The 22,685-nt window shown below is 73.0% G+C and carries 18 protein-coding genes and 2 pseudogenes; 10 read left to right on the forward strand and 10 right to left on the reverse strand.

The annotated features are described in order from the left end of the window. The first annotated feature begins 1 nt into the window (after position 1). Entirely contained in the window at positions 2-769 is a 768-nt protein-coding gene (locus ACKUU6_RS29735) for a 3-oxoacyl-ACP reductase (RefSeq protein ID WP_407991647.1), read from the forward strand. An 87-nt stretch (positions 770-856) separates the two neighbouring features. Here ACKUU6_RS29735 and ACKUU6_RS29740 read toward each other — a convergent pair whose 3' ends face one another. The 3 genes from ACKUU6_RS29740 to ACKUU6_RS29750 form a co-directional block, all read right to left on the reverse strand. Beyond that, the gene (locus tag ACKUU6_RS29740) at positions 857-2,911 is read right to left on the reverse strand and encodes an MMPL family transporter (RefSeq protein WP_407991648.1); all 2,055 of its coding nucleotides are present in this window, start codon (positions 2,909-2,911) and stop codon (positions 857-859) included. 33 nt (positions 2,912-2,944) lie between these two features. Beyond that, the gene (locus ACKUU6_RS29745) at positions 2,945-6,025 is read right to left on the reverse strand and encodes a SpoIIE family protein phosphatase (RefSeq protein ID WP_407991649.1); all 3,081 of its coding nucleotides are present in this window, start codon (positions 6,023-6,025) and stop codon (positions 2,945-2,947) included. Positions 6,026-6,113: 88 nt separating this feature from the next. Further along, complete coding sequence (locus ACKUU6_RS29750) at positions 6,114-6,458, reverse strand: ArsR/SmtB family transcription factor (RefSeq protein ID WP_407991650.1); 345 nt, start codon at positions 6,456-6,458, stop codon at positions 6,114-6,116. A 90-nt stretch (positions 6,459-6,548) separates the two neighbouring features. Between ACKUU6_RS29750 and ACKUU6_RS29755 the strand changes: the two genes are divergently transcribed. Beyond that, positions 6,549-7,532, forward strand: a complete 984-nt coding sequence (locus tag ACKUU6_RS29755) for a quinone oxidoreductase family protein (protein ID WP_407991651.1) — start codon at positions 6,549-6,551, stop codon at positions 7,530-7,532. A gap of 25 nt (positions 7,533-7,557) precedes the next feature. Here the strand turns inward: ACKUU6_RS29755 and ACKUU6_RS29760 are convergent, their stop codons facing one another. Then, complete coding sequence (locus ACKUU6_RS29760; RefSeq protein ID WP_407991652.1) at positions 7,558-8,496, reverse strand: ROK family protein; 939 nt, start codon at positions 8,494-8,496, stop codon at positions 7,558-7,560. 161 nt (positions 8,497-8,657) lie between these two features. Here ACKUU6_RS29760 and ACKUU6_RS29765 point away from each other — a divergent pair, with 161 nt between their 5' ends. Together ACKUU6_RS29765 and ACKUU6_RS29770 are read left to right on the forward strand one after the other, a co-directional pair. Beyond that, complete coding sequence (locus ACKUU6_RS29765; protein ID WP_407991653.1) at positions 8,658-10,478, forward strand: FUSC family protein; 1,821 nt, start codon at positions 8,658-8,660, stop codon at positions 10,476-10,478. Positions 10,479-10,547: 69 nt separating this feature from the next. After that, a complete protein-coding gene (locus ACKUU6_RS29770) occupies positions 10,548-11,744 on the forward strand; it encodes an MFS transporter (RefSeq protein WP_407991654.1) in 1,197 nt (398 codons plus the stop codon). Positions 11,745-11,798: 54 nt separating this feature from the next. Here ACKUU6_RS29770 and ACKUU6_RS29775 read toward each other — a convergent pair whose 3' ends face one another. Next, positions 11,799-12,632, reverse strand: coding sequence for an SDR family oxidoreductase (locus tag ACKUU6_RS29775; protein ID WP_407992278.1), 834 nt, complete (start codon positions 12,630-12,632; stop codon positions 11,799-11,801). A 107-nt stretch (positions 12,633-12,739) separates the two neighbouring features. Here ACKUU6_RS29775 and ACKUU6_RS29780 point away from each other — a divergent pair, with 107 nt between their 5' ends. From ACKUU6_RS29780 to ACKUU6_RS29790, 3 genes and pseudogenes are all read left to right on the forward strand, one after another. Then, positions 12,740-13,696: a helix-turn-helix transcriptional regulator gene (locus tag ACKUU6_RS29780; protein WP_407991655.1), complete on the forward strand. Its 957-nt coding sequence runs from the start codon at positions 12,740-12,742 to the stop codon at positions 13,694-13,696. 116 nt (positions 13,697-13,812) lie between these two features. Further along, a complete protein-coding gene (gene rox, locus ACKUU6_RS29785; protein ID WP_407991656.1) occupies positions 13,813-15,237 on the forward strand; it encodes a rifampin monooxygenase in 1,425 nt (474 codons plus the stop codon). A 155-nt stretch (positions 15,238-15,392) separates the two neighbouring features. Further along, positions 15,393-15,585 (forward strand): annotated as a pseudogene (locus tag ACKUU6_RS29790) (GNAT family N-acetyltransferase); the annotation flags it as partial. A 180-nt stretch (positions 15,586-15,765) separates the two neighbouring features. Here the strand turns inward: ACKUU6_RS29790 and ACKUU6_RS29795 are convergent. Further along, positions 15,766-16,875 (reverse strand): annotated as a pseudogene (locus ACKUU6_RS29795) (RNA polymerase sigma factor); the annotation flags it as partial. A 284-nt stretch (positions 16,876-17,159) separates the two neighbouring features. On the opposite strand from ACKUU6_RS29795, the gene ACKUU6_RS29800 reads away from it, so the two are divergent. Continuing rightward, entirely contained in the window at positions 17,160-17,399 is a 240-nt protein-coding gene (locus ACKUU6_RS29800) for a helix-turn-helix transcriptional regulator (protein ID WP_407991657.1), read from the forward strand. 180 nt (positions 17,400-17,579) lie between these two features. Here the strand turns inward: ACKUU6_RS29800 and ACKUU6_RS29805 are convergent, their stop codons facing one another. After that, a complete protein-coding gene (locus ACKUU6_RS29805; RefSeq protein ID WP_407991658.1) occupies positions 17,580-17,777 on the reverse strand; it encodes a GNAT family N-acetyltransferase in 198 nt (65 codons plus the stop codon). Positions 17,778-18,331: 554 nt separating this feature from the next. Between ACKUU6_RS29805 and ACKUU6_RS29810 the strand changes: the two genes are divergently transcribed. Both ACKUU6_RS29810 and ACKUU6_RS29815 read left to right on the forward strand, forming a co-directional pair. After that, entirely contained in the window at positions 18,332-19,318 is a 987-nt protein-coding gene (locus tag ACKUU6_RS29810) for a CapA family protein (RefSeq protein WP_407991659.1), read from the forward strand. 40 nt (positions 19,319-19,358) lie between these two features. Further along, positions 19,359-20,420: a PQQ-dependent sugar dehydrogenase gene (locus ACKUU6_RS29815; RefSeq protein WP_407991660.1), complete on the forward strand. Its 1,062-nt coding sequence runs from the start codon at positions 19,359-19,361 to the stop codon at positions 20,418-20,420. Here ACKUU6_RS29815 and ACKUU6_RS29820 read toward each other — a convergent pair. From ACKUU6_RS29820 to ACKUU6_RS29830, 3 genes are all read right to left on the reverse strand, one after another. Further along, entirely contained in the window at positions 20,404-21,309 is a 906-nt protein-coding gene (locus tag ACKUU6_RS29820; RefSeq protein WP_407991661.1) for an ABC transporter substrate-binding protein, read from the reverse strand. The genes ACKUU6_RS29815 and ACKUU6_RS29820 overlap by 17 nt on opposite strands. A gap of 230 nt (positions 21,310-21,539) precedes the next feature. Beyond that, on the reverse strand, positions 21,540-21,959 hold the full coding sequence (locus ACKUU6_RS29825) for a YchJ family protein (protein WP_407991662.1): 420 nt from the start codon (positions 21,957-21,959) through the stop codon (positions 21,540-21,542). Positions 21,960-21,994: 35 nt separating this feature from the next. Continuing rightward, positions 21,995-22,369: an RNA-binding S4 domain-containing protein gene (locus tag ACKUU6_RS29830; protein ID WP_407991663.1), complete on the reverse strand. Its 375-nt coding sequence runs from the start codon at positions 22,367-22,369 to the stop codon at positions 21,995-21,997. Positions 22,370-22,685 lie beyond the last annotated feature (316 nt).

Consider the following 22,685-nt stretch of genomic DNA (forward strand, 5'->3'; position numbering starts at 1 on the left):
CATGACCAAGCGTCTGGACGGCCGGGTGGCCGTCATCACCGGAGCAGGCAGCGGGATCGGCCTGGCCACCGCCAAGCGGTTCGCCGCCGAGGGCGCGAAGGTGGTCTGCGTCGACCTCGACGCGGAGAGCGGCGCCAAGGCCGCCAACGAGGTCGACGGTCTGTTCATCCAGGCCGACGTGACCGACGAGGCGGCCGTGATCGCCATGTACCAGCAGGCCGTCGACACCTACGGCAGCCTGGACATCGCCTTCAACAACGCGGGCATCTCGCCGCCGGACGACGACTCGATCCTGACCACCGGCCTGGAGGCCTGGAAGCGGGTCCAGGACGTCAACCTGACGAGCGTGTACCTGTGCTGCAAGTACGCGATCGGGCACATGCGGCGGCAGGGCAAGGGCTCGATCATCAACACCGCCTCGTTCGTCGCGGTGATGGGCGCGGCCACCTCGCAGATCTCGTACTCCGCCTCCAAGGGCGGGGTGCTGGCGATGTCCCGCGAGCTGGGCGTGCAGTTCGCCCGGGAGGGGATCCGGGTCAACGCGCTCTGCCCGGGGCCGGTGAACACCCCGCTGCTCCAGGAGCTGTTCGCCAAGGACCCGGAGCGGGCGGCCCGGCGTCTGGTGCACATCCCGCTGGGGCGGTTCGCGGAGCCGTCCGAGATCGCGGCCGCGGTGGCGTTCCTCGCGAGCGACGACTCGTCGTTCATGACGGCGAACACCTTCCTGGTCGACGGCGGCATCTCGGGGGCGTACGTGACTCCGGAGTAGGTGCCCTGCGGGCGGCTGGCGGGCAGGGGTGGGGGAGGGATGAGTCGTCGGGGCGGCATCTCGGGGGCGTACGTGACTCCGGAGTAGTCAGTCGCGCAGTGCGGACGGCCACCACATCCGATGACGGAGGTCCATGGTCAGGGCCGTGACCAGGACGGAGCGGACCACCAGGGTGTCCAGCAGGATGCCGAGGGCGACCGCGAACCCGATCTCCGCCAGGCCGACGACCGGCAGGGTGCCCAGTACGGCGAAGGTGGCGGCCAGGATCAGGCCGGCGGAGGTGATCACCCCGCCGGTCGCGGCCAGGCCCGCCACCGCGCCGTCCCTGGTGCCCCGGTGCAGCGACTCCTCGCGGACCCGGGTCATCAGGAAGATGTTGTAGTCGATGCCGAGTGCCACCAGGAAGACGAAGGCGAACAGCGGGAAGGACTGGTCCGCGCCCTCGAAGCCGAAGACGTGCTCGAAGGCCAGCGCGCTCAGTCCGAGCGCGGCCGCGTAGGAGAGCACCACGGTGGCGATCAGCACCAGTGGCGCGGTGATCGCGCGCAGCAGCCCGCCAAGGATCAGCAACACCACGCCCAGCACCAGCGGGATGATCACCTTGTTGTCGTGTGCGGCGGCCCGCCCGGCGTCCAGGATTACGGCGGTGTTGCCGCCCACCCGGGCGTCGGCGTCGGGAACGGCGTGCACGGTGCCGCGCAGCCGGTCGACGGTGTCCTTGGCGGCCCGGCTGTCGGGCGGATCGGTCGGCGTCGCGTAGAACAGTGCGGTGCCCTGACGGACCGTCGGTTCGGTGGCCGCCGCGATGCCGGGCGTGCCGACCGTCGCCGCCCTGACCTGCCCGGCCCGGTCGGCGGCGCTGACCACGGTGAGCGGGGCGCCGGTGCCGCCGGGGAAGTGCTGGTTGACCACCTGCTGCCCGGTCACCGAATCCGGCGTGCCGGTGAAACTCCCGGCCTGGCTCAGGCCGTTGGCGTTCAGCGCGAACAGGCCGAGGCAGCAGGCGGCCAGTGCCAGACCGGTGCCGATCCAGATCCGGCGCGGCCGGCGGGCGATCGCACCGCCGACCCGCGCCCAGCGGCCGTGCGCGGTCGGCTCCGGCGTGCCGTAGGACGGGCGGACCGGCCAGAACACCCAGCGGCCGAGCACCACCAGCAGCGCGGGCAGCAGGGTCATCATGGCCAGCAGGGCGACCAGCACGCCGATCGCGCAGACCGGGCCGAGACCCCGGGTGGAGTTCATCTCGGCGACCAGCAGGCAGAGCATCGAGGCGACCACGGTGGCCGAGCTGGCGCCGATCGCGGGCCCGGCCCGGTGCAGGGCGAACGCCATCGCCTCGTGCCGGTCCCGGTGCCGTCGCAGCTCCTCCCGGTAGCGGGCGGTCAGCAGCAGGGCGTAGTCCGTCCCGGCGCCGAGCACCAGCACGATCAGGATGCCCGCGCTCTGGGCGTTGACGGTCAGTCCGGCGTGTTTCGCCAGCAGGTAGATCACCGCCTCGGCCACCGTCAGGGCGGCCCCGGCGGCCAAGAGCGGAAGCAGCCAGAGCACGGGGCTGCGGTAGGTGAGCAGCAGCAGGACGATCACCACGCTGACCGTGGCGAGCAGCAGGGTGCTGTCGATCCCGGCGAAGGCGGCCGCCTGGTCGGCGCCGATCCCGGCCGGCCCGGTGACGTGGGTGGTCATGCCCTGGCTGTCCTCGGCGGCGGTGGCCCGCAGGCTGTCGACGGCGGGCTTCAGGTCCTGCCAGCCGTTGGTGCCGATGTCGACCGGGACGATGGTCTGCATCGCCTGCCCGTCCGCCGACGGGACCGGACCGACCACCGGGCCGCGGACGTGCGGCGCGCTCGGGAAGGCCATCGCGTCGCGGGCCGCCGCCACCCGGTCGGCCGGGGTGAGCCCGCCGGGCCGGGCGTAGACCACGACGGCCTGGGCGGTTTCGACGGGCTGGAAGGCGCGCTGGGTGCTCAGGACCTGGGTGGACTCGGCGGCGCCCGGCAGCCAGCTGGACGCCTGGTTGTCCTCGGCGCCGGCCAGCTTGGCGGCCAGCGGGCCGGTCAGCACCAGCACCGCCAGCCAGACCACCAGGACCACCCACTTGCCACGCCGTCCGCACGGCAGGGTGCTCAGTCTGCGAAGGGACACGTCGTTCTCCCGGGTCGGATCAGTGAGCGGGCGTCAGCCGGGCGGCGCCTCCAGTTCGTACCAGACGACCTTGCCGACCTCGGTGGCCCGGCTGCCCCAGCGGTGGGCCAGCTCGTTGACCAGGTACATGCCGCGGCCGCCCTCGTCCGCGTCCTTGGCGTGCCTGAGCCGGGGCGGCCGGCTGTCCACGTCGGCGACCTCGATGGTCAGCAGGCGGTCCCGGAGGATGCGCAGTTCGACCGGCGAGCCCGCGTGCACCAGGGCGTTGGTGATCAGCTCGCTGGTGAGCAGCTCGGCCTGGTCGACCAGCCCGGGCAGGCCCCAGTCGGTCAGGGTCCGGCGGACGAACCGGCGGGCGTGGCCGACCATCGCGTGGTCGTCGACGAGCGGCAGCATCACGAACCGGTCGGCACCGACCGGGCGGGCCTGCGCCATCAGCACGGCCACGTCGTCCTGGCCCGCGGGTGCGTCCAGCGTGGTCAGCACCGCGTCGCAGGTCTGCTCCAGGGTGGGCCGCCGGTCGGCCACCGTCCGGCGCAGCAGGTCGATGCCGTCCTCCAGGGCCTGCCCGCGCCGCTCTACCAGGCCGTCGGTGTAGAGCACCAGGATGCCGTCCTCGGGCAGCGTGAACCGCCGACTGTCGAAGGGCACCCCGCCGACGCCCAGCGGTGCCCCGGAGGGGAGTTCGAGCAGCTCGGCGGTGCCGTCCGGGTGGCCGATCACCGGTGGCAGATGGCCGGCCGAGGCCGCCGTGCAGCTGCGGTCCAGCGGATCGAAGAAGACGCAGACGCAGGTGGCGAACTGGTCCTCGCCGACTGCGGCGGCCGCCTCGTCCAGCCGCCGCAGCACCCGGGCCGGCTCCAGCTCCAGGGTGGCAAGCGTCCTTGCCACCGTGCGGAGTTGGCCCATCGTCGCGGCCGCCCGGATGCCGTGGCCCATCACGTCACCGACGATCAGCGCGACCCGGCCGCCGGAGAGCGGCACCACGTCGAACCAGTCGCCGCCCACCTCGCTGATCACACTGCTCGGCAGGTAGCGGTGGGCCAGTTCGAGCCCGAGCGTCCGGTGCACCTCCTGCGGCAGCAGGCTGCGCTGCAAGGTCAGCGCGGTCTCCCGCTCCCGCCGGTACAGCCGGGCATTGTCCATGCAGACCGCCGCCCGGGCCGCCAACTCCTCGGCCAGCGCCACGTCGTCCTCGGTGAACGGCTCCGGGGTGTTGCCGGTCCGGATGAACTCGGCACCGCCCAGCACCACCCCGCGCGCCAGCAACGGCACCATCAGGTACGAGTGCACGCCGGCCGCCAGGCTCGGGGCCACCCGCTCCGGCGCGGCGACGATCCGCTGCAGCGCGGCCTCGTCCACCTCGGGCACCAGGATCGACTTCCGGCTGCGCAGGCTCTCCGCGTACAGCTGCGCCGACTTGCTCGCCTCGCCCACCGCGTCGGCCGCCCCCGCCATCACCACCGAACCCAGCGCCTCGCCCACCGCGACCGCCTGCAGCATCGCCGGCCCGCCATCGGGCGGCGGGGTGGGCTCCTCGCCCTCCACCACCGACTCCAGCAGGTCGACGGTGACGAAGTCCGCGAACCGGGGCAGCACCACCTCCACCAACTCCTGTGCGGTCCGGTGCAGATCGAGGGTGGTGCCGATCCGGGTGCTGGCCTCGTTCAGCAGCAGCAGCCGCTGCTGGGCGGCGTGCGTCTCGTCCAGCGCCTGCTGCCGCTGCCGGGCCGCGTCCCGCTCGCGGGTGTAGAGCAGCGCGTTGTCCACCGCGACGGCCGCCCGGGCGGCCAGCTCGGTGGCCAGCGCCAGGTCGTCCTGGTCGTAGCGGCGCTCCGTCACGTTCCGGTAGAACGCCGCCACCCCGACCGCAGCTCCGCGCGCGATCAACGGCACCGCCATCAGCGAGCGGACGCCGTCGGTGCGTATCTGCCGGGCCAGTTCGGGGGTGTCGGCGAACCAGTGCAGCGCGGCGCCCTCGATCGCGGGGAGCAGCACCGGGCGCCGGTGGCTCAACGCCCAGGCGAACGGGGCGGACGGCGGGTAGCGATGCACGGCGTTCAGCGGTGCCAGCGGGGTCATGGCCGAGCCCGGCACCGTGTGAAAGGCCATCCGGCGCAGCACCGCCGAGCGGTCCGCCGGGCTGGGCGGAGCGGCCGACTCACCCCGGGCCAGCGAATCCAGTACCTCCACCACCACCGTGTCGGCCAGCGCGGGCGTCGCCACCTCGGCCAGCTCCTGGGCGGTGCGCTGCAGATCGAGGGTGGTGCCGATCCGGGTGCTGGCCTCGTTCAGCAGCGCGAGCCGCTGCTGCGCCCGGGCCGCCTCCGACTCGGCGCGGTAGCGCTCGGTGATGTCCACGATGGTCGAACTCACCCCGAGCACGCCGCCGCCGGGGCGTTCCAGGCGGAAGTACGAGGCGGACCAGGCGTGGTCGTGGTTCGGGTCACCGGGGGTCCGGCCGTGCGAGCGGGTGTCGATCACCGCCTCCCCGGTCTCCAGCACCCGCCGCATCACCGCCTCGATCTCGGCACCGTTGATGCCCGGCAGCACCTCGGTGACCCGGCGGCCGAGCTGGGCCTCGACCGACAGACCGTTGGTGCGGGCCAGTGCCTCGTTCAGCCGGACGAAGCGCAGCTCCGTGTCGTACACCGCCATGCCGACCGGTGCCTGGGTGAAGAAGCCGTTCAGCACGGCGAGGTCGGCCCGCAGGCGGTGCACGGCCGTCACGTCGGAGGCGACCGCGAGCACCAGCGGGAGACCCTCGGGGCCGAGCACGGGGTGGGTTCGGAACTCGAGGTTCACGTGGTGGCCGCTGCGGTGCAGCACCGGGAAGACCCCGGACCAGGCCCGGCCCTCCAGGATCGAACGGAACAGCTCCTGGACGTCGGGGCGCTGCTCCTCGGTAACCAGCAGCTGGGCGGCCCGGGCGCCGATCGCCTCCTCCGGCGTGTAACCGAGCAGTGCCTGAGCGTCCGTGCTCCAGTGCAGGATGCGGCCGTCGGCCGCGATCAGCGCCGTGGCGATCGGGACCATCAGCAGGCCGCCCTGGTCCGGCTCGCCGTCGGCGAGGCCGGACGGGAGGGGACCGAGGCCCGGCTCGTCGGTAGGCATGTATCGGACCACCGCCCCGGGGTCGGACTTCCGTCCTGCCATGGTCCCACGGGGTGCGGTGGGCCGCCGTGGAGCGTCGGGGGGCTGGTCAGGCGGGGAGTTCGGGGCGCAGCACCAGATCCAGCAGGCCGGGGAAGCGGGCGTCGAACTCGGCCCGGCGCAGCCGGTTCACCCGCTTGGCACCCTGGTCCCGCTGTTCGACCAGGCCGGCCGCGCGCAGCACGGTGAAGTGGTGGCTGAGCGCCGCCTTGCCGACCGGGACGTCGAAGCTGCCGCAGCTGCGGGTCCAGTCGGGGTCGCCCGCGAGCTCGCGGACCAGCTGGATGCGGACCGGGTCGGCGAGGGCCGACAGGGCGGCCTCCACCGGCACCCGGTCCGGATCGCGGTGGACCGGGGCGGCGCGGTGGCCGCTGCTGGCCGTCTCGTCCGGCATGCCGATCTCCTCTTGCCTAGTGTTCGATGAAAATCATACACTCCGAGTGTTCGCTTTCGATTGAACACATGCCGAGGGGCGGGGTCTGTCATGCGCGCGGTGGAGTTCCAGGAGTACGGCGGTCCGGAGGTGCTCCGGTCGGTACGGGCCGAGGTGCCCAGGCCGGGGCCGGGGCAGGTCACCATCGACGTGGCCTACGCCGGGGTGAACTTCGCCGACCTCAAGGCGCGGGCCGAGGGCTACCGGGTACCCGCCCTCCCGTTCGTGCCCGGGCTGGAGGTGTCGGGCGTGGTCCGCGCGGTCGGCGCGGGGGTGACCGGGCTGACGCCGGGCCGGCAGGTGGCCGCGCTGACCGCCGGCGGGGGCTACGCGGAGGTGGCACTCGCCGAGGCGAGCACCGTCTTCGCCCTCCCGCCGGGGCTGGACCTGCGGACGGCGGCCACCTTGCCCACCGTGCTGCCGACCGCGTACGCGCTGCTGCACGAGGTCGGGCGGCTGCGCGAGGGCGAGAGCGTCCTGGTGCACGGCGCCGCGGGCGGAGTCGGCACGGTGGCCGGGCAGCTGGCCAGGGCCGCCGGGGCCGGTGCGGTCTACGGCGTGGTCTCCTCGGCCGCCAAGGCCGAGTACGCGCGGGGCTTCGGCTATGACGAGGTGTTCGTGGACCCGGGTTCGGACTTCGTGGCCGAGGTCGGCCGCGCCACCGCCGGACGCGGCGTCGACCTGCTGCTCGACCCCGTCGGCGGGGCCACCCTGCGGCGCGGCCTGGACGCGTTGGCGGTGTACGGGCGGCTGGTGTCCTACGGCAACGCGAGCGGTGAACCGGCCTGGCAGCTCGGGCAGTCGGACCTCGCCACGCACGGCCGCTCGGTGGCGGGCTTCTCCATCCTGACGCTCGCCAGGACCGCCCCCGGGGCGCTGCGCGCGCTGGCCGAACGAGCCTTCCGTACCGTCACCGAGGGCGGCGTGGAGTTGCCGGTCACCGCGGAGTTCCCGCTCGACCGGGTGGCCGAGGCCCACGCGCTGATGGGCAGCCGGACCTCGACCGGCAAGCTGCTGCTCCGGGTGGCCGGGTAGCCACCAGCAGCGGGGCGGCGGGGCCTCAGCTCTCCAGTAGGGATGCCGCCACCGCTGCGGCGCCCACCAGGCCTGCGTCGGTGCCCAGTTGGGCGCGGTGGAGCTGGAGGGTGGTGGTGAAGGGCAGGGCGGCGTAGGTGGTCAGGTGGGTGCGGAGCGGGGTCAGCAGGAGGTCGCCGGTCTCGGCGACGCCACCGCCGATCACCACCGCGTCGAGTTCCACCAGGGTGGCGGTGGTGGCGATGCCCGCGGCCAGTGCGCGGGCGGCCCGGTCGACGGCGGCGAGGGCGAGCGGGTCACCGGTCCTGGCCGAGGCGGCGACCGCGACGGCCGACGCGTCGTCAGCGGGCGGCCGCCAGCCGGTGGCGAGGGCGTGGCGAGCGATCGCGGTGCCGCTGGCGTAGCGCTCCAGGCAGCCCCGGCCGCCGCACGGGCAGGCCTCGCCGTCGAAGTCCACCGAGATGTGGCCGATGTGCCCGGCGTTGCCCGTGGTGCCGAAGTGCAGCTCGCCGTCCAGCACCAGTCCGCCGCCGACGCCGGTGGAGACCACCAGGCAGAGTGCGTTCCGGTACGGGCGGGCCGCGCCGTAGCGGTGCTCGGCCGCCGCGATCGCGATGCCGTCCCCGGCCAGCGTGACCGGCAGGCCCTTGACGGCCCGGAGCGCGGCAACCCGTTCGACGATCGGGAACCCGCGCCAGCCGGGGATGTTGACCGGGCTGACGGTCCCCCGGGAGATGTCCACCGGACCCGCGCTGCCGATGCCGAGGGCGGCCACCCGCGGCCAGTGCACGGAGTCGGCCAGCTCGGCCAGCGCCTCGGCGGCCGCGGCGAGCACGGCCTCGCCGTCCCGGTCCGCCGGGGTGGGCCGCCGGGTCCTGGCCAGTACGGCGCCGTCGGGTGAGACCACCGCTGCCGCGATCTTGGTGCCGCCGACGTCCAGGGCGGCGAGCAGGGCGTCCGACACGGTGGTTCTCCTCCCGGCACGCGATCGGGTGCGGCGCGCCGGTTCGCCATTCTGGCACCTGGCCAGGACCGGGGAACGCTCACGTTCCCGTAACGGCGGCGCAGCGGAACGGACAACTGGCGCCCGTAGGCTGGCGGCACACCCGCTCGAGAAGGAGGACCGTGCCCCAGTCGCCCGCTTGGCTCACCCACCCGTTCCGCTGGCAGCGCGGCCCGGTGCCCTGGCCGGCCCTGCTCAGGGGCGCGCTCGGGATGGGGCCCGTGCTGGCCGTCGGACTGGCCACCGGGCACCGTCCGGCAGCGGTCGCGGCGGGACTGGGCGCGATGTTCGCCACCCTCAACGACCGGCCCGGCACCCGCCGGGTGGCCGCCGTCCGGATCGCCGTACCCGCCCTGGCCGGCGCCCTCGGGTGGTTCGGCGGCGGTTCCCCCGGCTGGTGGGCGCTGGCGCTGCTGACCCTGGTCGGGCTGCTCTCCGGCGCGGTCAGCGTGGCGGGACCGGTCTGCGCGGCCGCCGCCGTCCAACTGCTGGTGCTGACGGCGGTCGGCGCCGGGATGCCGCTCGGGACCCCGCCCTGGGTGAAGGCGTTCTGCTTCCTGGCCGGAGCGCTCTGGCCGCTGCTGCTCCGACTGACCGTCAGCCCCTCGGGCGCGGACGGGGAGCGGCATGCGGTGGCCGCCGTGTTCGACGCACTCGCCGACGCGCTGGACGCCGTCGGCACCCCGGCCGCCGAGGCCGCCCGGCGCAGGCTGACCGGGACGCTCGACCAGGCCGACGAGGCGCTGCGGCTCTGGCGGCGGACGGGCTCGGGTGGGGCCGGTCAGCAGCGGCTGCTCGGACGGTTCGCGGCCGCCGCCGCGCTCTGCGAGGCGAGCGTCGCACTGCTCTGGGAGGGCACCCCGCTGCCGCCCCGGATCGCCGAGGGACCCCGCCGGCTGGCCGCCGCCGTCCGGGCCGGAGCCCTGCCGGGCGCCCTGCCCGCCCCGAGCTCCGACACCGCCGCCCGCAGCGCCTTCGACCGCGCCGTACTGGACGCCACGCTCGCCTTCGCGGACCCGGCCGGCCCGTCCGCCGTGCCGCCGCGCAGCCGTCCGGGCGCCAGTCCGCTCGGTCCCGCCGGGCGGGAGAACGGTCTGCGGGTCGCGGTCTGCGTCGCCGTCAGCACCGCCGTCGCGCTGCTGCTGCGTGCCGACTACTGGTACTGGCTTCCCGTCACCGCCGCGTTCCTGGTCAAGCCGGACGTCGGCCCGCTGTTCTCCCGGGTGGTCAACCGCTTCGTCGGGACCGCGCTCGGGGTGCTGCTGTTCGCCGCTTGGCCGACCGGCGGGGCGGAGGTGGCCGCCGTCACAGTGGCCGGTGCGCTGATCCCCTTGGCGGCCCGTCACTTCGCCGCCCAGACCGCCGTGATCACCGTCACCGTGCTCGCCTTCGTCTCGCTCGGCGGCGACACCCGGGCCTCCGGCACCAGGCTCGCCGACACCGCGCTGGCCTGCGCGATCGTCCTGGTGGTCGGCCACCTGCCCCGGCTGGCCTCGACCCGCACCAGTGTCGGCCACCGGTTCGCGGTCGCGCTGCGGCACGCCAGGCACTACCTGGACCACGTACTCTCCGGCGCACCCGAGGGCCCCGAACGGGCCGCCCTGCGGCGAACCGCCTACCGGGCGCTGGCCGAGGCCAGGGCCGCCGCCGAGACCGCCGCCGCCGAACTGCACGCCGACCGGAACTGGCTGCCCGTCACCGTCCGGGCCGAGCGGATCGTCGACGCCACCACCGCCTGCGCCGTCCGCCTCGACCATGGCCGTCCCGCACCGGCGGCCACGACCGCCCGGTTCGTCACCACCGAACTGGCTGCCCTGGCCGACACCTTCGACGGCCTGACCCCGGCGGCCCCGGCCCCGGCCACCGCCCCGGCGGACTGTCACACGCTGAACGACATCGTGGGCGAACTGCACCGGATCCGTACGCTCACGGGTGCTCGCTAGACTGGCCCGATCTCCACGTACGGCGGTCAGCGGCGACCGCCCCCCTTCCTGACCTGGAGTTGAACCCACATGCCGCTGGCGCTCGTCGCCCTCGCCGTCACCGCCTTCGCCATCGGCACCACCGAGTTCGCCGCGATGGGCCTGCTGCCACAGACCGCCGGGGACCTGGGGGTCTCGATCCCGCAGGCCGGCTGGCTGATCACCATGTACGCGATCGGGGTGGTGATCGGTGCCCCGCTGCTCACCGCGGCCTGCGCCCGGCTGCCCCGCAAGGGCGTGCTGATCGGTCTGGCCGGACTCTTCACCGTCGGCAACCTGCTCTGCGCCGTCGCGCCCACCTTCCCGCTGCTCGTCGCCGCCCGGCTGATCACCGGCCTGCCGCACGGCGCGTTCTTCGGCGCCGGAGCGGTGGCGGCCGCCGAACTGGTCGCCCCGCACCTGCGGGCCCGCGCCGTCTCGGTGATGTTCTCCGGCCTGACGGTGGCGAACATCGTGGGGGTGCCCGTCGCCACGCTGCTGGGGCAGCAACTCGGCTGGCGGGCCGCGATGCTGGTGGTCGTCGCGATCGGCGGCCTCGGCACCCTCGCCATCGCCCGGCTGGTCCCCGCCCTCCCGAGCCACCCCGGCGCCGGGCTGCGTCGCGAGCTCTCCACCTTCCGCAGCGGCCAACTCTGGCTCGCGCTCGGCACGGTGGTGTTCGGCTGCGCCGGACTGTTCGCCTGCTACAGCTACATCACCCCGATCCTCACCGAGGTGGCCGGCTTCTCCGAGGGCTCGGTCACCGTGGTGCTCGCCCTGTTCGGCGTCGGCATGACGCTCGGCAACGTGATCGGCGGGTACGCCGCCGACCGCGCGCTGCGGCCGGCCATCTGCGCCACCTTCCTGCTGATGGCGCTGGTGCTGGCGGCGTTCTCGGTCACCGCCCGGACGGAGTGGTCGGCCGCGGTCACGGTGGTGCTGATCGGGCTGTTCGGCTTCGCGACCGTACCGACCGTGCAGACCCTGGTGCTGCAGAAGGCCCGGCGTGCGCCGACGCTGGCCTCGGCGACCGTCCAGGGGGCGTTCAACCTGGCCAACGCGCAGGGCGCGTTCTTCGGCGGCCTGGCGCTGAGCGCCGGGTTCGGCTGGGTGTCACCGGCACTGGTCGGGGCCGGGCTGGCGGCGGTCGGCTTCCTGATCGCCGCCGCCTCCTGGGCCCTCGACCGGCCCGCCGAGCGCGCCGCCCCGGTCGAACCGGGCGTCGAGGTGGTGGCACAGCCGGTCTGAGCCGGAGCGCGGCGAGGCCACCGCCTGGCGGGGCTGACGGTACGGCCGGGCCGCTCAGCGGAAGGCCGCGGCGTTGCGCTGCGCCCAGGCGGCGAACGGACGGGCGGGCCGGCCGAGCACCCGCTCGGCGTCGGGGCTGACCCGCTGCTCGGCGGCCGACGGGCGGCCCAGGAGGTCGAGGGTGCCGTCCACCACCGGTTCGGGCATGAAGTGCAGCAGCTGGGCCCGGGCCTCGGCGGGGCTCTGCGGCAGGAAGCGGACCGGTTCGCCCAGGGCAGCGCCGATCGCCTCGGCCTGCTCGCGCGGGGAGATCGGTGCGGGGCCGGTGAGTTCGTACGTCCGCCCGGCGTGGCCGTCGCCGAGCAGCGCGGCGGCCGCCACCTCGGCGAGGTCGGCAGGATCGACCACCGGCAGGCCCACGTCCCCGAACGGCGCCGCCACCGTGCGGTGGGTGCGGACGGCCTCGGCCCACAGGTAGGCGTTCGAGGCGAAGCCGCCGGGTCGCAGCACCGTCCAGTCCAGGCCCGACAGGTGGACTGCCTCCTCGAAGGCGCGCAGCCCGGCGTGCGAGGGAGAGTCCGGCCGAGTGCCGACGATCTGCGAGGACTGCAGCACCACCCGGCGGACTCCGGCCGCCTTCGCGGCGCCGAGCAGGGCGTCCGGGTCGAGTTCCAGGCCCGAGCCCGCGATCAGCAGGAAGAGCGCCTCGGCACCGCTCAGGGCGGCCCGCAGACCCTGAGGGTCGGTCAGGTCGGCCACCCGGTGGCGTACGCCGGGCGGGAGCTCGGTCGCCGTGCGGGACACGGCGGTCACCTGCGCACCGGCTCCGGCCAGGGCCTGCACCAGCGGACGCCCGACGTTTCCGGTCGCTCCGGTCACCACGATCATGGTCAGCTCCAACTGTCCTGTGTGCCGCGCTCGTTCGCGGCGATGACTCCACTCTGAGCGCTTAAGTGGCCATCTTCTGGCCACTTTTACCGGCAGACTGACTTGTCATGAGAGCTGATCGTCTGGTCGCCGCCCTGCTGTTTCTCCAGGAGCGAGGGCAGGTGACCGTCGCCCAGGTGGCCGCTGAGCTGGAGGTGTCGGAGCGCACCGCCCGCCGGGACCTGGAGGCGCTGGCCACGGCTGGTATCCCGGTCTACTCGCAGCGCGGCCGGAACGGCGGCTGGTCGCTGGTCGGCGGAGCCCGGACCAACCTGACCGGCCTGACCGCCGACGAGACCCGCTCGCTCTTTCTGACCACCGGCCCTGCCGCCACCTCGCCGGAGGCAAGGACCGTACTGCGCAAGCTCGTTCGGGCCCTGCCGGCGCCGCTGCGCCCGGCCGCCGAGGCCGCCGCGCGGGCCGGGTTCGCCGATCCCACCGACTGGTCGCGGGCCACCTCCACGGCCGCCGAACCGCACCTGGACGCACTCCAGCGAGCGGTGGTGGAGGGCGTGCAGGTGCGGCTCGGCTACGCGACCCCGGGGCGGTCCGCCGGGGAGCGGACCGTTCACCCGCTCGGCCTGGCCACCAAGGCGGGCGTCGGCTACCTGGTCGCCGACACGGCCAACGGTCTGCGGTCGTTCCGGCTCAGCCGGGTGACCTCCGCCGTCGCCACCGGTGATCCGGTCGAGCGGCCGGACGGGTTCGACCTGGCGATGGTCTGGCGCGAGCTGGCCGCCCGGATGGAGGAGCGGCTGCACGCCGCCACCGTCCGGGTACGGGCGAGGTCCGACGCCTCGGCAGTCCTGCACCGGCTGTTCGGCGGACGGCTGCGGATGGTAAGTCAACTTCCGGACGGCGGAAGCGAGCTGGAGATCAACGGACCGTCACCCGAGGTGGTGGTGGCCCAACTGGCCGGACTCGGCGCCCGGGTGGAGGTGCTGCACCCGCCGGAGGCCCGTCACGAGTTGGCGAGGCTGGGTGCGGAGCTCACAGCGCTCTACACGGCAGAGGCAAGGAGGTGAACACGCTCCTTGCCACTCTCAACTTATAGCGCACAGGGGGGCTTGCGGCAAGGGCCGGGTGATCACGGACAATCGTCGACCGAAGCCGGAACCGGCTGATTTCCATGGGGGTTTTGATGATCGACGTCATCGTGGCCGGCGGCGGGCCGACCGGTCTGATGCTGGCTTGCGAATTGCGGCTGCACGGCGTGCACGTAATCGTGCTGGAGAAGCTGGCCGAGCCCACCGATCAGGGCCGAGGGCAGGGCCTGCACGTGCGCAGCGTCGAGGTGATGGACCAGCGCGGTCTGCTGGACCGGTTCCTGGCGGTCAGTGAGAAGTTCCAGGCCGGCGGTCTCTTCGGCGGCATCATGAAGGCGTGGCCGGACCAGCTGGACACCGCCCACCCGTACGGCCTCGCCACCCCGCAGCCGGTCACCGAACGGCTGCTCAACGAGCGGGCGCTCGAACTCGGTACGGAGATCCGGCGCGGCAGCGAGCTGGTCGGCCTGAGCCAGGAAGCGGACGGGGTGACCGTCGAGCTGGCGGACGGCACGCGGCTGCGCTCGCGCTACCTGGTCGGCTGCGACGGCGGCCGTAGTACGGTGCGCAAGCTCATCGGAGTCGGCTTCCCGGGCGAGCCCGCCAAGGTCGAGACCCTGCTCGGTGAGCTGATGCTGACTGACAGTCAGGAGGTGATCGACGCCGTCGTGGCGGAGGTCCGGAAGACCCAGCTGCGGTTCGGGGTCAATCCCCGGCCGGGCGGGGTGTACCGCATGGTCGTGCCCGCCGACGGCGTGTCGGAGGACCGCAGCGCGCCGACCCTCGAGGAGTTCAGGCGGCAGCTGCGGGCGGTCGCCGGTACGGACTTCGGCGCGCACTCGCCGCGCTGGCTGTCCCGGTTCGGCGACGCCACCCGGCAGGCCGAGCGCTACCGGGTCGGCCGGGTGCTGCTGGCCGGGGACGCGGCGCACATCCACCCGCCGACCGGAGGGCAGGGGCTCAACCTCGGCGTGCAGGACGCGTTCAGCCTCGGCTGGAAGCTGGCCGCCGCGGTCGCCGGCTGGGCGCCGGACGGGCTGCTGGACAGTTACCACGCCGAACGGCATCCGGTCGGCGCGGCCGTGCTGGAGAACACCCGCGCGCAGGTCACGCTGCTGGGGACCGATCCGGGGGCCACCGCGCTGCGGGAGCTGTTCTCGAGGCTGATGGACTTCGAGGAGGTGAACCGGTACATGACCGGGATCATCACCGCGGTCGGCGTCCGCTACGACTTCGGTCCGGGCGACGACCTGCTCGGTCGGCGGTTGCGGGACGTACAGCTGAAGCGGGGCCGCCTCTACGAGCTGATGCACGGCGGCCGTGGGCTGCTGTTCGACCAGACCGGCCGGCTGTCGGTCGACGGCTGGGCGGACCGGGTCGACCACGTCGTTGACGTCAGTGAGGAGCTGGACGTCCCCGCAGTGCTGTTGCGGCCGGACGGTCACGTGGCCTGGGTCGGTGACGATCAGCAGGAGCTGGTCGGGCCGCTGTCGAAGTGGTTCGGCGCGGCCGTCGGCTGAGCGGGGCGACGGTGACTGGCAGGTCGGCGTGGAGAACACGGTCATGCGCATTCGGACCGTACGTACAGCCGACTTCCCGGTTCTGCAGAGCATCGAGCTGGCCGCCGCCGGTGCTTCCGGGAGGTCGGCGCGGCGGAGATCGCCGAGGACGCGCCGCCGTCGCCTTCCCAGCGCTGACGCTCACGACCTTCGCCGAAGTCCCTTGGAACGCGCCGTACTACGTGCGCTGCGGCTTCGAGGTGATCGAAGGCGACGAGGTCGGTCCCGGCCTGCGGGCGATCCGGGCCCGGGAGGCGGCCCACGGCCTGGACCGCTGGGCCGCGGGTGTGCATGCGACGGGCGCTCTGAGGTGACGTTCGGCCCCCCTGGGGCCAGGACCGTGCTGCTGATCGCCACCGCCCCGCCTGCACCAGGGCCACCTGGCCGAAGCCGCCCCGCGCTCGCCGAACGGCCCGGCGCCGAGCAGCGGGGCATCACCACCGGCCGGACCCGGCCCGCAACCGAGCCGACGGAGGTCCGTGAGGCGGTCTAGTCCAGGTAGTCGCGCAGGACCTGCGAGCGGGACGGGTGGCGCAGCTTGGACATGGTCTTGGACTCGATCTGGCGGATCCGCTCGCGGGTCACGCCGTAGACCTTGCCGATCTCGTCCAGGGTCTTCGGCTGGCCGTCGGTCAGGCCGAAGCGCATCGAGACCACGCCCGCCTCGCGCTCGGCGAGGGTGTCGAGGACGGAGTGCAGCTGTTCCTGGAGCAGGGTGAAGGAGACCGCGTCGGCCGGGACGACCGCCTCGGAGTCCTCGATCAGGTCGCCGAACTCGCTGTCGCCCTCGTCGCCCAGCGGGGTGTGCAGCGAGATCGGCTCCCGGCCGTACTTCTGGACCTCGACCACCTTTTCGGGGGTCATGTCGAGCTCTCGACCCAGCTCCTCCGGGGTGGGCTCGCGGCCCAGGTCCTGGAGCATCTGGCGCTGCACGCGGGCCAGCTTGTTGATGACCTCGACCATGTGCACCGGGATGCGGATGGTGCGGGCCTGGTCGGCCATCGCTCGGGTGATCGCCTGCCGGATCCACCAGGTGGCGTACGTGGAGAACTTGAAACCCTTGGTGTAGTCGAACTTCTCCACCGCGCGGATCAGACCCACGTTGCCCTCCTGGATCAGGTCCAGGAAGAGCATGCCGCGGCCGGTGTAGCGCTTGGCCAGCGAGACCACCAGGCGGAGGTTGGCCTCCAGCAGGTGGTTCTTGGCCCGGCGGCCGTCCTCGGCGAGCAGCTCCAGCTCACGGCGGAACTGCGGGGTCAGGCTGTCGTCGACGTCGAGCCGGTCCTCGGCGAACAGGCCGGCCTCGATCCGCTTGGCGAGCTCGACCTCCTGCTCGGCGTTGAGCAGCGGGACCTTGCCGATCTGCTTCAGGTAGTCCTTGACCGGGTCGGCGGTGGCACCGGCCGTGGACACCTGCTGAGCGGGCGCGTCGTCGTCGTCCCGGTCGGACAGGACGAAGACGCCGCCCTCCTGCTCCTCGGGCTCGGCGGCGGCCTGCTCCTTGTCGTCCTCCCAGTCGCCGCCGTCCTCGGAGGACGGTGCGGTCTGCGGAGCGGCCACTGCGGCCTTGGCGGCCGCCCGCTTGGCGGGACGCTTCTTCTCGGCGACTGAAACCCTGCTGGTCGAGCTGAGCGACACGAGGAGCCTCTCACAAGGGGGAGTGGGACAACGCGGTACGGGAACTCATTCCCGCGCGACAACACCTCCCCGTTCATCGCGGGGCAGGTCGATCCGTTACGGATCGAATTACGTGACGTGGACCACGGTTTTGCGCCCAATGGCCGAAAGGACTCCACCGGCAGCACCGGCGTGGGTGTTAGATCCGCAGTGACATCGAGGCTAGGGTACTGCGCGGAGGTGGCGTAATGACGGAACCGGGGTCGTTGTTCCAAGCAGTGGACGCACTGCTCGCGAAAGCGGAGGAGCTGCCCGCCCCCGAGGAGCGGGCCCGCCTGCGCAAGGCCGCCCGTCTCACCCAGCAGCAGATCGCGGACGCCCTTCGGGTGAAACGCGAGACCATCTGGACCTGGGAGAAAGGCCGGGTCGAACCCCGGACGCCACAGCGGGAAGCGTACGCGCGTCTGCTCCGGGGCCTCGCCGAGCGCTTCCCGGGCCCGCTGTAGTCACGCGGGGCCGGTGGAGCTGCCGGTTGCCCGTGAGCGGCCCTGCCGGGCGGCCGCGAGGCCGTACCGCTCCGGTGGGCTGCTCCGGCATCCGGGTGACTTCCGCCGTTCCTTGAACCCGGCTCGGCAGGTCACGGCGGCGACACCCGTCCGGAGGGGAGTGAGGACCCGCGACCGGGGTCAGCATGCGGTGAGGACGGCCTCCTCGAAGTCCAGCTCGTGGGTGAAGCCGAGGCGCTCGTAGGGGCGTACGGCCGTGGTGTTGTCGGCGCGGACGTTGAGCCCGATGTGGTCGACGGTGCCGGTCAGCCTGCGGCAGAGCTCGGCCACGCAGGCCGAGGCCGCACCCTGGCCCCGGATGGTGGGACGGGTGGTCACATTTGCCGAGGGCCGCCACCTGGTGGGTGGGGGAGTAGACGTGCACACCCGCGACGGCCATCAGGGTGCCGGAGTCGTCCCGGGCGCCGACGTACTGGCCGGTGTCGAGCGTGTAGCAGGTGGTGTGCGGCCACAGCAGGTCGTCGAGGTCGCCCAGTTCCATCTGATGGAGCGCCGGGTCGCGCCCGAGGCGGGCGGCAGGACGGCCTTGTTGTGCAGGCTGAGCAGGGGCATCCGCCCACGTTGTCCAGGGGGTCGCCGACCGTGAGCACGCTCGGCGGCGTGCGCTCACCGTGTGGGCTGCGGGCGTTGCCGAGGTGAAGGCGGAGGGGATTCGGAGTGACTCCTTCCGTATTCGTGGAGGGGGTGTGGAGGAGCTGTGGGGCGGGTGGGTAGTCTCTCCGCATATCTACTCCGGGGGGAAACCAATGGGCCGCGCCATGTCCGCTGCCGTACTGCTGGTCGGTCTGACCTGTCTGGCCTCGTGCAGTTCCGCACCTAACTCTCCGGCCGCGGATCACGTGAACGGGGGCGCCGGGTCCGGCTCCCCGGCGGTGGCAGGGAGTCCGACGCCGCCGACCGCGCCCGGGAACCCGGCCGGGACCATCACCGTGGCCTTCGCGGGTGACGTGCACTTCGAGGGCAGGACCGAGGCCCGGCTCAACGTCAGGGCTCCGGAGAAGGCGCTCGGACCGATCTCCGGGAAGCTCGAGGCGGCCGACCTCTCGGTGGTCAACCTGGAGACCGCGATCACCGACCGGGGTGCGCCGGAGCCGAAGACGTACACCTTCAGGACGCCGGCCAGATCGCTCAAGGTGCTCCAGGACTCCGGCGTGGACATCGTCTCGCTCGCCAACAACCACGCGGTGGACTTCGGCGCGGCCGGGCTGGCCGACACCCTGGCGGCGAAGGTTGCTTCGCCGATACCGGTGGTGGGCTTCGGCAAGAATGCCGAGGAGGCGTTCGCGCCGTACATGGCGCAGGTGAAGGGCGTCAAGGTCGCGGTGCTTGCGGCGAGCCAGGTGGTCGACCTGACCAACCAGAAGTGGCGGGCCGGCGCGGACAAGCCCGGCATAGCCTCAGCGCTGGAGGCGGACACGCTGGTAAAGGCGGTGCTGAAGGCAAAGACCGAGACCCCGGTGGTGATCGTCTTCCTGCACTGGGGTGAGGAGGGTGTGGCCTGTCCGACCAGCGCGCAGACCGCCCTCGCCAAGCGGCTCGCCGCCGCCGGGGCCTCCGCCGTGGTCGGCACCCACGCCCACACCATGCTCGGTGCCGGGATGCTGGGCGACACCTACGTCGCCTACGGGTTCGGCAACTTCCTCTGGTACGGCACCTCCAGCTACGCCAACTCCAACGAGACCGGCGTCACCACGCTGACTCTTACCGGCACGGGCAAGGTCACCGGGGAGGTCTTCACTCCGGCCCAGGTCAACTCGCAGGGGGTGCCCATGCCCGAGACAGGTGCCGTGGCCGCCGCCTCACTGAAGCGCCGGGATGGCCTGCGTGGCTGCACGGGGCTGGCCGCCGTCCCGAAGTGACTGTGGTGTGCTGGAGGGCAGAAGCCCTCAGGAGGTCGCCGTGAGAGCCGCACCCGTCGCCGTTCTGCTCGCCGCCCTGCTGCTGGCCGGTTGCGAGGCGGGCGGCCCGGCGGCGCCGAGCCCGACGCCGACGGCGGCAGTGGGTCCGGCGGTCAGAACGGTGGCGGAGGGGCTGGACACGCCGTGGGGCGTGGCCCGGCTGCCGGACGGGGAGCTGCTCGTGGGGTCGCGGAACCAGGGGCGGATCACCAGGGTGTCACCGGCGGGTGGGGCGCGGGTGGACCTCGGTGCTGTTCCTGGGGTGGTGCCAGGCGGGGAGGGCGGGCTGCTCGGGCTGGCGCTCTCGCCGGGGTTCGCCGAGGACCGGAGGGTCTATGCGTACCTTACCGCCGAGCAGGACAACCGGATCGTCCGGATGACCTACCGGGACGACCAACTCACCGATACGCAGCCCGTGTTGACCGGCATTCCGAAGGGCAGCAACCACGACGGCGGCCGGATCGCGTTCGGTCCGGACGGCATGCTGTACGCGGGCACCGGTGAGATCGGCCGCACCTCGCTGGCCCAGGACCTGGCGTCGCTGGGCGGCAAGATCCTGCGGATGACGCCGGAGGGGACCCCGCCGCCGGGCAATCCGTTCCCCGGCTCGGTGGTGTTCAGCCTCGGGCACCGCAATGTGCAGGGACTGGCGTGGGATCCCCAAGGACGGCTGTGGGCAGCCGAGTTCGGCCAGAACACCTGGGACGAACTCAACCTGATCGAGCCGGGTGGCAACTACGGCTGGCCGGTGGTGGAGGGCAAGGCCGGGCGGCCCGGGTACGTCGATCCGTACGCCCAGTGGACCACTGCCGAGGCGTCGCCGTCGGGGATCGCCTACGCCGACGGCGCGATCTGGATGGCGGCCCTGCGCGGCACCCGGCTGTGGCAGGTGCCGTTGGACGGCGGTGCGCCGGTCGCCCACCTGACCGGGCAGTACGGGCGGCTGCGTACGGTGCTCACCGAAAGCGACGGCACGCTGCTGGTGACCACCAGCAACACCGACGGACGCGGCCGCCCCCAGACGGGGGACGACCGCGTCCTGCGGTTCAGCGTCCGCCGTTGACGACGGCGCTGGTGACCGCGCCGCCCTGGACGTTCCACTTGGCCAGCACCTTGTCGTACTCGCCGTTGCGGATCAGCTGGTCCAGGGCCTTGGCCAGGACGTCGCGCAGGGCGCTCCGGTCCTTGCGCACGGTGATCCCGTACGGGCTGGCCCCGAACTGACCGCCCGTCACCTGGAAGGTGCCCTTGCCGCGGCCGGTGCGGGTGTTGTAGTCGGCCACCGGGTAGTCGTTGAGGTCGGCCACCGCCGCGCCGGAGGCGAGTTCGGCGAGGGCCTGGTCGTCGGTGTCCAGGCGGTGGATGCGCAGGGGCTTGCCAATCCTGGTGCAGGCGCCGGTCTGGAGTTCGGCGATCTCGTCCTGGACGGTGCCGCGCTGGAGGGCGACGGTCCGGCCGCAGAGGTCGTCGAGCGAACCGATGCCGAGCGGGTTGCCCTGCCTGACCAAAATCGAGGTGCCGGTGACGAAGTAGTCGACGAAGTCGACGCCGGGACCGGTCTGCTTCCCGGTGTCGTCCGTGCCCAGCTGGCGGCGGCGGGTGTCGATCACCGCAGACATCGCCAGGTCGGCCTTGCCGTCCTGGACAGCGGGCAGCACCTCGGCGAACGGCAGGTCGACGAACTGCACCCGCAGTCCGAGGTACGCGCCGAGCGCGGCGGCGAGGTCCGGGTCCACACCGGTGGGGCTACCGTCGCCGGCCTTGAAGTCGACGGGCGGGTAGTTGAGGTCGGAGGCGATCTTCAGGACGCCGGCGTCCAGGACGGACTGCGGCAGCCGGGCGCGCAGGTCGGACTTCGAGCCGGGGGTGGCGGGGCCCACGCTGCCGCACGCGGCCAGCGTCAGGCAACCCACGGCCGCGAGGGCGCGCGAGGGTAGGGCGGAGACGTGCATGAGGGCGCAACTTCCTGAGGAAGGGAAGAGGAGGAGAGGGTCACCGCTGCCGGCTGCCGGGGTGCGCAGCGAGTCGGGCCCGCTCGCGTCGCCCCTGATACCGGTGCTGGATGAGCACCCGGCCGGTCGGCTGAGAGGCCCGCCCACGGCTGGCGGGAACGGCCATCCTCGCACCTCGCCCCAGGGCACCGGCCGCCGCCCCCGGCCGGTGCCACGCAGGCCCGGTGGCGTCAGCTCAGTTCGAGTGCGTCCCGGTACATCCAGGCGCCGTTCTCGCGGACGAACCCGCTGCGCTCGCTCATCACGCCCTCCTCGCCCTGGTGCAGGTAGTGCGCCCGGAAGGTGACCGTGCCCTCGGTGTGGAACGTCCCGCCCTCGGTGCTCGCCAGCACCTCCAGCCGCTGCCAGCGCAGCTCCAGGTCGAAGTCGACCGACGGCGGCCGGGTGGCGGAGGCCCAGGTGCGCAACAGGTACGCCTCGTCGCCGACCACGAACGCGCTGTACCGCGAGCGCATCAGCTGCTCGGCGGTGCCGGCCGCCAGTTCGCCCCGGTGCAGGCGGCCGCAGCAGTCGCGGTAGGTCGCGGGCAGGCCGCAGGGGCAGGCGGCGGTGGCGGCGGGGCGCGGCGAGGGCTTGGTGCGTCGTGACATGCCCCTATTCTGCGGCCTGCGCGATCACCGGCCGGTCACTGCCCGCGCAGCCGCTCCATCTCCCGGCGGTCGCGCTTGGTGGGCCGTCCGGCGCCCCGGTCGCGAATGCCCGCCATCTCGACCTCCGCGCGCGGGGGCGGGGGCGGGGTGTCGTCCCGGTAGCACTCGGCAGCCACCTCGGCGCCGACCCGTTTGCGGATCAGCTTGCGGACCGTGACGATCCGCTCCTGTCCGGCGTGGAACAGCCGGACCACGTCACCCTCGCGGACGGCCTGCGCGGGCTTCACCCGCTCGTCGTTGATCCGCACGTGTCCGGCCCGGCACTCGGCAGCGGCCAGGGACCGGGTCTTGGTGAGCCGCACGGACCAGATCCAGGCGTCCACCCGCACGCTCGACTCATCGCTTGCCATGATCCGACCCTACCGGCCAGGACACTAGCTCACTCCTGTTCGTGCATGCAACAGATCGATGAAAGCTTTCATCATATACGTCAGCATCAAGCTGTAAGGATCGTGAGTTTTCGAGGCGCTCCAGGGTGCCGGAAGCCCTCGGCTGAACCCGCTCGAAATGACCGTTGACCTGGTGTTATCGGGTGAAATCCAGGTGGGGGACAGCAGCGGTGGCGATCTGACGGGCTTGCAGAACCGGCCCGACGAGCCCGTGCAGGGCTCTTGACACCGCTTCACCGCGAAGTACTCAATAGGCCACACACTTCAACCACTTCCA

The organism is Kitasatospora sp. CMC57 (assembly GCF_045866025.2).
GTDB lineage: Bacteria > Actinomycetota > Actinomycetes > Streptomycetales > Streptomycetaceae > Kitasatospora.